7 protein-coding genes are annotated in these 9,555 nt (G+C 71.5%); 4 read left to right on the top strand and 3 right to left on the bottom strand.

All coding sequences use genetic code 11. The features are described from left to right. Positions 1–125 precede the first annotated feature (125 nt). Positions 126–452 (bottom strand): antibiotic biosynthesis monooxygenase family protein, encoded by a 327-nt coding sequence (locus ACWFRJ_RS43840; protein ID WP_453544560.1) that lies wholly within the window; start codon positions 450–452, stop codon positions 126–128. Between the two features lie 21 nt (positions 453–473). Beyond that, entirely contained in the window at positions 474–1,169 is a 696-nt protein-coding gene (locus ACWFRJ_RS43835) for an N-acyl homoserine lactonase family protein (protein WP_453544558.1), read from the bottom strand. A gap of 232 nt (positions 1,170–1,401) precedes the next feature. Between ACWFRJ_RS43835 and ACWFRJ_RS43830 the strand changes: the two genes are divergently transcribed. From ACWFRJ_RS43830 to asnB, 4 genes are all read left to right on the top strand, one after another. Next, complete coding sequence (locus ACWFRJ_RS43830) at positions 1,402–3,165, top strand: MFS transporter (protein ID WP_453544556.1); 1,764 nt, start codon at positions 1,402–1,404, stop codon at positions 3,163–3,165. 227 nt (positions 3,166–3,392) lie between these two features. Continuing rightward, complete coding sequence (locus tag ACWFRJ_RS43825) at positions 3,393–4,316, top strand: PfkB family carbohydrate kinase (protein ID WP_453544554.1); 924 nt, start codon at positions 3,393–3,395, stop codon at positions 4,314–4,316. Between the two features lie 31 nt (positions 4,317–4,347). After that, entirely contained in the window at positions 4,348–5,982 is a 1,635-nt protein-coding gene (locus tag ACWFRJ_RS43820; protein ID WP_453544552.1) for an FAD-dependent oxidoreductase, read from the top strand. A 40-nt stretch (positions 5,983–6,022) separates the two neighbouring features. Beyond that, a complete protein-coding gene (asnB, locus tag ACWFRJ_RS43815) occupies positions 6,023–7,873 on the top strand; it encodes an asparagine synthase (glutamine-hydrolyzing) (RefSeq protein ID WP_453544550.1) in 1,851 nt (616 codons plus the stop codon). 84 nt (positions 7,874–7,957) lie between these two features. Here the strand turns inward: asnB and ACWFRJ_RS43810 are convergent, their stop codons facing one another. Further along, positions 7,958–9,523: a multicopper oxidase family protein gene (locus ACWFRJ_RS43810; protein ID WP_453544548.1), complete on the bottom strand. Its 1,566-nt coding sequence runs from the start codon at positions 9,521–9,523 to the stop codon at positions 7,958–7,960. Between the last annotated feature and the right edge of the window lie 32 nt (positions 9,524–9,555).

Raw genomic sequence — 9,555 nt, 5'->3', positions numbered from 1 at the left:
GGTGTTGGTGCCCCCCGGGGGGCCCCCCCCCCAGCGGGTGCCTGGCGCCGCGGACCCCACGGCGCCCCCCGCCCGGCCGGGGTCCGGGCGCCGCTTCCCGTGGCCCCCTGGGCGGGGGCGGGCTCTCAGTGCCCGGACGTGATGCCGTACACGGCGTAGTGCCGGCCCCTGGACCGGTCCTGGTAGTCCCGCAGCGCCGAGGGGTTGCCCGCGTGGTCGGGGCCGAACTGCCAGGTGCGGTAGGCCTCCAGGCTCTCCCACTCGCCATGCAGTACGTACTCCCCCGCACGGTCCACGTCCCTCAGCAGCTCGCTGCGGATCAGCCCCTCGATGGCGGATCCCTGTGCGTCGCCGCGTACCCAGCTGATCTCGCGGTAGGCCTTCTCCAGCTGCTCCGAACCCCCGTCGGGAGCACGGAGGTAGATGACCACACGGATGCGCTCGCTGCTCATGATGCCGGTCCCTTCCCGTTGTCAGTCGTAGTAGGCGGGGGCCACGCGCAGGTCGGCCCACTGCTTGCCGTCGTGCCCGTGGACGATGAGGGCGCCCTCGGCGGCGGCCAGTGCGACCAGCTTGCGGGTGCTCTCGCGCACGTCCTTCTCGTCGAGGTCGAACGGGAAGACCGGCCGCTCGTCGGGATCGAGGGCGGCGGCCATCGGGATGGCGTCGACCGCCAGCAGCACCGGGCCGGAGTTCACCAGCCGTACCAGCACGGACTGGTGCCCGCCGATGTGCCCGCTGGACTCCACCAGCTCGACGCCGGGCAGCAGTTCGCTGTCGCCGTCGACCACCCGGTAGGTGAGCCCGGGGACGTCCCACAGCTTCCTGGCCGCTTCGAGCCGGGGCACCGTGCCCGCGAGCGCCAGCTCGTAGTGGGCGCGCTGGATCACGAACTCGGCTCCGGGGAAGGCCGCGTGGTACCCGCTGTGGTCGGGATCGAGGTGGGAGCAGACCACCGTGCCGATCTCCTGCGGGCGTACCCCGAGCGCCGCGAGCTGCGCCAGAACGTCCTGTCCCTCGTCCACCCGGATCCGCGCCTCGGGCGACGGGTCGGCGGCAGCACCCGTGTCGATCAGGACGTTGCGGCCGTCGTCCGTACGGATCAGATAGCCGGGCACCGGTGCCTCGAGCCCGGCTATGGTGCCGAGCCGCAGAAGATACAGCCTCATCCCTCATGCTCCCCTCCGGGCGGCGGCCCGTGCCGTCACCGCGGCGGCCATCATCGGCGCCGCCGCTCAAGTCCCGATCGAGGACATCACCGCGGGTGCGGGCGGCCGGGTGATCAACCGGCGCTCGAGCGGAACCCGATCGGGCGCGGACACGATCCCGGCCAGAAGCGGATCTGTGCGCGCCCGGCTGAGAGCCGCCGAAGACCGCCATCCGTGCCACAAGGGAGATCCCGTGACGCAGGCAGCAGACAGGACACCGGCCACGGAGGAGGAGGCGCGGGAGCCCGATCCTCGCCGGTGGCGGGCGGCCGCCGTGATCCTGGTGGCCATCGCTCTCGACCTGATCGACACCACGATCGTGAACGTGGCCCTGCCGGTCATGCAGAGCGAGCTCGAGGCCAGCAAGGCGGCCCTGCAGTGGGTGGCCGCCTCGTACACGCTCACCTTCGCGCTCAGTCTGGTCACCGTGGGCCGGGTCGGCGACATGCTGGGCCGGAAGCGGATGATCACGCTGGGCATCGGCTTCTTCGTCCTCGCCTCGCTCCTGTGCGGCGTGGCACAGAGCATCGAGATGCTCATCGCCTCCCGTGTGCTGCAGGGTCTGGGCGGCGCGGTGGTCATGACCCAGGGCCTGTCCCTCCTCCAGGTCACCTTCCCGCCCAAGGAACGGGCCGCCGTCTTCGGCATGTTCGGGGCGCTCTCCGGGGTGGCGGCGATGCTCGGCCCGGTGCTGGGCGGCATCCTGGTCGACGCGGACCTCTTCGGCTGGTCGTGGCGTCCGATCTTCCTGGTGAACGTTCCGGTCGGGGTCGTCGCGCTGATCGGTGTCGCCGCATACGTACGCGAGTCCAGGTCGCCCCGCGTCCAGCGCCTCGACCTGGTGGGCGTCGCGCTGATCACCCTGGCGCTGCTGGCGCTGCTCTACCCGCTGGTGCAAGGCCCGGAGTCCGGCTGGCCGGCCTGGACGTTCATCGCGATGGCCTGCTCGGTGCCGCTCTTCGTCGTCTTCGCTCTGTACGAGAGGAAGAAGGCGGCCCGGGACGGTTCGGCGCTCGTGGAGCCCAGCCTCTTCAAGGAGCGGTCCTTCGTGGCCGGGCTCCTGGTGATGCTGAGCTTCTTCGCGATCATCTCGGGGCTGTTCTTCCCCTTCACCCTCTATCTGCAGGTCGGCCTGGGTTTCTCGCCGCTCGCGGCGGGCCTGGCCACCATTCCGTTCTCCTTCGGCGCCATGATCACGTCCTCGTTCTCCGCGGTGCTCGCCCTCAAGATGGGGCGCAAGGTGCTGAGCCTGGGCATGGTGGTCATGGGGGTCGGCATGACCGGTCTGATCTGGACCGTGGACCACTACGGCGGCGACCTCGCCGGCTGGGACCTCGCGCCCGCGCTGACCGTGCTCGGCCTCGGCCTCGGCTTCGTCATCTCGCCGGTGGTCGACATCGTCCTGGGCGGCGTCCCGGTCGAACACGCCGGTTCCGGCTCCGGCCTGCTGAGCACCGCCGACCAGCTGGGCGCCGCAGCCGGCGTCGCGGTGATCGGGGTGCTGTTCTTCAACCTGCTCGCCGGGCAGGCGGGACCCGCGACGGACGACGCCCTGCCAGCGCTCCGCTCGGAGCTCGCGAAGGTCGGCGTCGCCTCGCCCGGGCGGGAACAGATCGTGACGAACTTCAGCGCCTGTGCCAGGGAAAGCGGCCAGAACACCGACGAGCGGGAAGCGCCCGCCCGCTGCCGGGCGATCGTCCCTGCCGGCACTGTCTCACCGGCGCAGAGCGGGCCGGTCGGCAAGGCACTGGCCGACGCTGGCGACGCCTCGCGCAAGAACGGCTTCTCCGATGCCACCGCGAAGGTCCTCTGGTACGAGGTCGGGATCATCGTCCTCGGCTTCTTCCTGACCTTCGCCCTGCCCAAGAAGGCCCGGGCGCCCGAGCGGGGCGAGGCCGGCGACGCGGGCCAGGAGGAGAAGAGCGGCACCGCCGCGCAGGAAGCCCCCACGGGCTGAGCGGCCCGCAACCGTCGTTCCCAAAGCGCCGTCGCGCGGACCCGCCGTCCGCGCGACGGCGCTTCGCGTGGCGGCGCTTCGCGTGGCGGCCGGTTCCGCTGGACGCGTTGTCGAGCAGGACGCAAGCCGCCCGGCCCACTGTGACCCCGATCACCTTCTCGTCGGCCGCGAACTGTTGCTGCGGGACTCAGCCGGGATCTGATCCCTCACCAGATACGGGAGTAGACATGCGCATTGCAGTGACGGGCTCCATCGCCACCGACCAGCTGACGGCCTGTGGCCGCACCTTCGCCGAGCAGTTCATCGCGGAGTGCCTGGACAAGCTCTCCCTCTCCCTGAGCACCGACGAGCCCAGGATCCACTCCGGCGGGCGCGCGGCCAACATCGCCTTTGGGCTCGGCTCCCTGGGCTTGGCGCCCCTGCTGATCGGGGCGGCCGGGACGGAGGTCGCCGACCAGCAGGCCGGCGACCTCCGGCAGGTGCGGGAGCAGACCGGCCCCCTCGACCTGGTCGTGGTGTCCTCGGACGCCCCCGAGGCGATGGTCCGCCGCACCCGTCAGTGCGTGGAGCTCGAGATCCCCTTCGTCGCGGCCCCCGCGGGGCAGCTGGACCGCCTCGAGCGGGATCAGGTGCGGGCCCTGCTCAAGGGGCCGCGGGTCCTGTTCACCAACGCGTACGAATCCGTGCTCATCCAGGAGCGCAGCGGCTGGACCGAGCAGCAGGTCCTTGGCCGGGTGGGCACGTGGGTCACCACGCACGGCGCCCGGGGCTCGCGCGTCGTCCGCGCAGGCCGGCTGCCCCTCGACGTGGCGGCCGTGCCCCCGCGCGAGACGGCGGAGCCCGCCGGTGCCGGGGACGCCTTCCGGGCCGGGTTCCTGGGCGCCCTGGCCTGGGGCCTGAGCCCGGTGGACGCGGCCAGGCTGGGCAGCGCGGTCGCCTCCGTCGCCCTGGAGACCGCAGGCACCCAGGAGTACGCGCTGCACGGGGACGACCTGGCCGGCCGTCTGCGCTCCGCCTACGGGGCCGGTGCGGTCAGGCAGATCCTCCCCTCCCTTGAGCACCTTGCGCACACGGCCCGCGCGTCCGGCGCGAGCGCCGCGCGGGCTTCCAGCCTGCCTCGATCGAGCTACGACCCGCGGCCCTCACGCTGAGCAGCAAGCTACGTGCAGAGAGAGGATTGGTGTGTCCAGCAAACAACAGCACACGCCCGTGTTGGTGGTGGGTGCCGGACTGGCCGGCCTGTCGGCCGCCCTGTTCCTGGCGCAGCACGACGTGCCCAGCCTCGTCGTGGAGCGCCACCGCGGCATGTCGCCCCACCCCCGGGCACGGGGCATCAACCCCCGCGCGATGGAGCTGATGCGCTCGGCCGGAATCGAATCCCGGGTCCGGGCCACCGAGTCGGCACGGGCCCTGGCCGAGAACAGCGGTGTGTACGCCGGCCAGTCCCTGGCCGGACACCAGATGGGCGCGCTTCACGAGGCGTACTTCATGGACGTCAAGACCGACCTGAGCGCGCTGTCGCCGACCGGTTGGTGCCTGTGCCACCAGGACGAGTTCGAACCGGTCATCCGCGAGCGCGCGGAGGAACTCGGAGCCGACTTCCGCTACGGCACCGAGCTCATCTCCTTCCAGCAGGAGGACGAGGAGCGCGGGATCACCGCCGTGCTCCGGGACCGCGACTCGGGCCAGACCCGGACCGTGCAGGCCGACTACCTCATCGCCGCCGACGGGCCCTCGAGTCCGCTGCGCACGCAGCTGGGCATCGGCTTCGACGGTCCGGGAACCACCGGCAACTTCCTCAACGTGCACTTCGAGGCCGATCTCGCCGAGGAGCTGGGCGAGCGCCGTTTCATCATGATGTACACGTTCAACGACACCGTGCGCGGTGCGCTGATGCCCCTGGACAACGCACGGCGCTGGCTGCTGCACGCCACGTTCGACCCGACGGTCGAGGACCCCGCCTCGTTCACCGACGAGCGCTGCCAGGAGCTGGTGCGGGCGGCGGCCGGGGTTCCGGAGCTCGCGGTGAAGGTGCTCGGCGCCATGCCCTGGGAAGCGGCGGGGCGTTCGGCGTCGGCGTACCGCTCCGGCCGGGTGTTCCTGATCGGCGACGCCGCCCATGTCATGCCGCCCAGCGGGGCGTTCGGCTCCAACACCGGGGTCCAGGACGCGCACAACCTGGCCTGGAAGCTGGCCTCGGTCCTGCGCGGCGAGGCGGGCCGCGGGCTGCTCGACAGCTACGACGCCGAGCGCAGGCCCCTCGGCGCCTCCATCGTGGAACAGGCCGTGCTCCGCTCGAAGGACCGGCCGCGACTTGCCGACAAGGAACCGGCTCCGGCCAACCCCGACATCGTCGAGGACACCGCGATCTGGTTCGGCGGGCAGTACCGCTCCGGCGCCGTGCTCGCGGGAGCCGAGGAGCACCCGCTGCCGGGCGGGGTGTGGAATCCGGCCCCCGGCGGCGCCCCCGGCACCCGCGCACCGCACGTGGCTCTGGAGCACGGCGGGCAGCCGCTGTCGACCCTCGACCTGTTCCACCGCTCCATGGTGCTGCTCACCGGCCCCGGGGCCCAGGACTGGGCCACGGCGGGCAAGGCCGCCGCCCAGCGCTTGGGGATCACCCTCGACGTCCAGCGGATCGGCTCGCCCCAGGGGCCCTCGGACCCGTCCGGGCAGTGGCCGGACACCTTCGGTGTGACCGCACGGGGTGCGGTTCTGGTCCGGCCCGACGGAGTGGTGGCCTGGCGTGCGCCCGCCGGGCACGAGACCCCCGACGCCGTGCTCGCTCACGCCCTGGCCACCGTGCTGGCCCGGTAGTTCACCACGCCTGCTCACCCCCCGTAACGATGGAGAGAAGATGTCTGGAATAACCGGCTGGGTGGACTTCGACCGGGACCTCACCCGGGAGCGCAGCACCGTCCTGGCCATGACGGCTGCCATGGCCCAGCGCGGACCCGACGGGGAAGGGATCTGGGTGAGCCAGCGGGCCGCCCTGGGCCACCGCCGGCTGGCGGTCTTCGACCTCGCCGACGGACATCAGCCGGTGACCCTGGAGCACGACGGCCGCACTGTCGCGGTGGCCGCGCACAGCGGCTCGATCCTCAACCACCAGGAGCTGCGGGCCGAACTCGCCTCCCGCGGCCACCGGTTCAGGTCGGGCGGCGACACCGAGATCCTGCTCTTCGCCTATCTGGAGTGGGGCGCCGAGGCCGTGCACCGGCTGGAGGGGACCTTCGCCGGCGTCGTCTGGGATGCCAGGAAGCAGGAGCTCTTCCTGGTCCGCGACCGTCTTGGCGTGGAGCCGCTCTTCTACTACCCGACCGCCACCGGGCTGGTGTTCGGCTCCGAGGCGAAGGCGATCCTGGCGCATCCGCAGGTCGAGCCCGAGGTGGACGCCGAGGGGCTGCAGGAGATCTTCACGTACTCCGGTACGCCGCACGTGGCGCCGTTTCGCGGCATGCACCGGCTGCGCGCGGGACACCACCTGCTGGTGAAGGCGGGACACACGGTCAAGACCCGCTGGTGGTCGGTGGAGGCGGCCGAGCACACGGACGACCTCGACACGACCGTCGCCACGATCCGCGGGCTGCTCGAGGAGAGCATCGGCCGCAACCTGCGTACCGAGGCGCCGCTCGGCTCGCTGCTCTCCGGCGGCCTGGACTCCAGCGGTGTGGTGGGCCTGGCCGACCGTGAACTGCGCAAGGCCGGCGAGCGGGTGCGGACCTTCACCGTCGACTTCGCCCAGCACGCGCAGAACTTCAAGGCGACCGACACCCGCAACTCACCCGATGCCCCCTTCGCGGCCGACGTGGTGCGGCACCTGGACACCGACCACACCACGGTGGTCCTTGACCCGGCCGACCTGAGCGACCCGATCGCCCGGCTCGCCGTGCTGCGCGCCAAGGACTACCCCACCCCGCTGGGTGACATGAACACCTCGCTGTACCTCCTCGCGCGGGCCGTCAGCGAGCACGCCAAGGTCGTCCTCACCGGTGAGGCCGCCGACTCGCTCTTCCACGGGGTCGCCTGGAACCGCGACCCCGTGGAGTCGACCATGGAGACCTTCCCGTGGGTCGCCCGCGGTGTGGTCCGCGACGACGCCGCGGGGCTGGGCTGCGGGCTCTTCGCCCCGGGGCTGCTGAAGGACCTGGCCCCGCTGGAGTACGCGGCGCGGCGGTATCGCGAGTCGGTGTCCGAGGCCCCGCACCTGCCCGGCATGTCCGAGCACGAGAAGCACATGCGGGAGCTCTGCTGGGTTCACCTGACCAACTTCATGGAGAACCAGAACGGGCACACCGAGCGGCTGTTCAAGGCCGTCGGCCTGGAGGTGCGGATGCCCTACTGCGACCACCGGCTGGTCAAGTACGCCTACAACCTGCCCTGGGACATGCAGAACTTCGACGGCCAGGAGAAGAGCCTGCTGCGCGCCGCGGTGCGCGACCTGCTGCCCCAGAGCGTGATCGAGCGCCGCAAGACGCCGTACCCGGTCACCCTCGATCCCGGGTACGAGGCGGCGCTGCGCACCGAGATGCACGCGCTGCTCGACGACCCGCAGGCGCCGGTCCTGCCGCTGCTCGACGTGCCGGCCGCACGGGCCGCGCTGAAGGACCCCGAGGGCCTGAACCGGTGGGCCCGGCGGGCCAATGTCGAGCTGCCGATCCAGCTGAACACCTGGCTGCGGAGGTACGGGGTGCGGCTCGCCCTCTGAGCCGCTGGACGCGGCGCGCGCCGGGCCCGGGGAGCAAGATCCCCGGGCCCGGCGCGCGTTGCGTTCAGCAGGCAGCGGTCCGGCTCAGTGGCCCATGCCGCTGTGCGAGGATCCCTCGATGGTCCTGGGGGCCCGGTCCACCTGGTCCGGCGCGACGACGAGGAACTGGCCCATCATCCCCTCGTCCTCGTGGCGCAGCACATGGCAGTGGTACATGTACGGCACCCGGTCGTCGGTCAGGGTGTCGAACCGGACCGCCAGCCTGACCTTGCCGGACTCGGGCAGATAGACGGTGTCCTTGGGGCCGCGCGCTTCCTCGCGCGGTTCGTCGCCGTCCACGTCCAGGACGTTGAAGGTCGCGCCGTGCACATGGAACGAGTGCAGCGTCCCGTCGCCCCGGTCGATCTCCCAGATCTCGGTGGTCCCCGCGGGCACGACCTCGTCGACCCGGTTGATGTCCATCGACTTGCCGTTGATCTGTGTCCCCACGAAGTGGAACTTCCGCACCTTCGCCTCTTGCGGCACCTTGATCGGGGCGGGGGCACCGGCGAAGCGGGTGGGCAGCGCCGGGGAGGGCCGCAGGGTGTTGGCGGCGCGCAGCGCGACGATGTCGAAGGTGTCGTCGCCGCCGTGGAAGCGGTCGGTCGGGAAGCCGATGCCGAGGCCGGGCGGGAAGCTGCGCAGCACGGCCTCCTCCCCCGGCTTGAACTCCACGACGATCTCGGCGCGTTCGCCGGGGCCGAGCTGCAGCCGGGTCAGGGGCCGGGGCCGCTGCAGCAGCCCGTTCTCGGCGGCGACGAGGTGGAAGGTGCGGTCGTCGGGGAAACCCAGCTGGTAGACGCGGGCGTTGGAGCCGTTGAGTAACCGGAGGCGGACGCGGGTGGTGGTGACGCGGAAGTACGGGTCATGGGTGCCGTTGACGATGATGGTGTCCCCGAGGATGCCGAGGCTGTCCATTCCGGCGATGGTGTCGCGAAAGGAGCTCTCGCTGAAGTCGAGGGATCCGTCGTCGTGGAAGTTCTTGTCCTGGATGACCAGCGGGACGTCGTCGACGCCGTACTCGGAGGGCAGTGGCGCCCCCGTGGAGTGCTCGTCGTCCAGGATGATCATTCCGGCGATGCCCCGGTAGACGTGGCTGGCGGTCGAGCCGTGCGGATGCGGGTGGTACCAGAGGGTGCAGGCCGGCTGGTGCACGGTCCACTGCGGCTTCCAGGTGCCGTCGCGCTCGATCATCTGGTGCGGGCCGCCGTCCATGGCCGCCGGGAGGTGCATGCCGTGCCAATGGATGGTGGTGGCGTCCGGGAGGCCGTTGTGCACGGCCATCGAGACCTTGTCGCCGCGGCGGGCCCGGATGGTCGGCGCCAGGTAGCTGCCGTTGGCGCCCCAGGTCTTGGTCTTCTTTCCCGACAGCAGTTCGCTCGTGCCCTGCGCGAGCTTGAGCGTGTACTGCTTGCGGCCGTCCTCGGAGGGCCTGGGGTCCAGCAGCTCCGGGACGCGCAGCCGGTTGCGGAACTTGAGACTGCCCACGTTGCTCATCTGGTGGTCGGAGTAGACCGAGAGGAAGTTGGCCCCCCAGCCGCCTCCCGCCACTACCACCGTGACACCCGCGATCTTGAGGAATCGGCGGCGGCCTGGACGGGCTGGTGTCATGGTTCGGTTCCTCCGGACAGGCCCCGCGGCAG

The organism is Streptomyces sp. NPDC055239 (assembly GCF_053606205.1).
The sequence above is the reverse complement of the archived record's forward strand: the minus strand, read 5'-3'. Positions and strand labels throughout refer to the sequence as shown.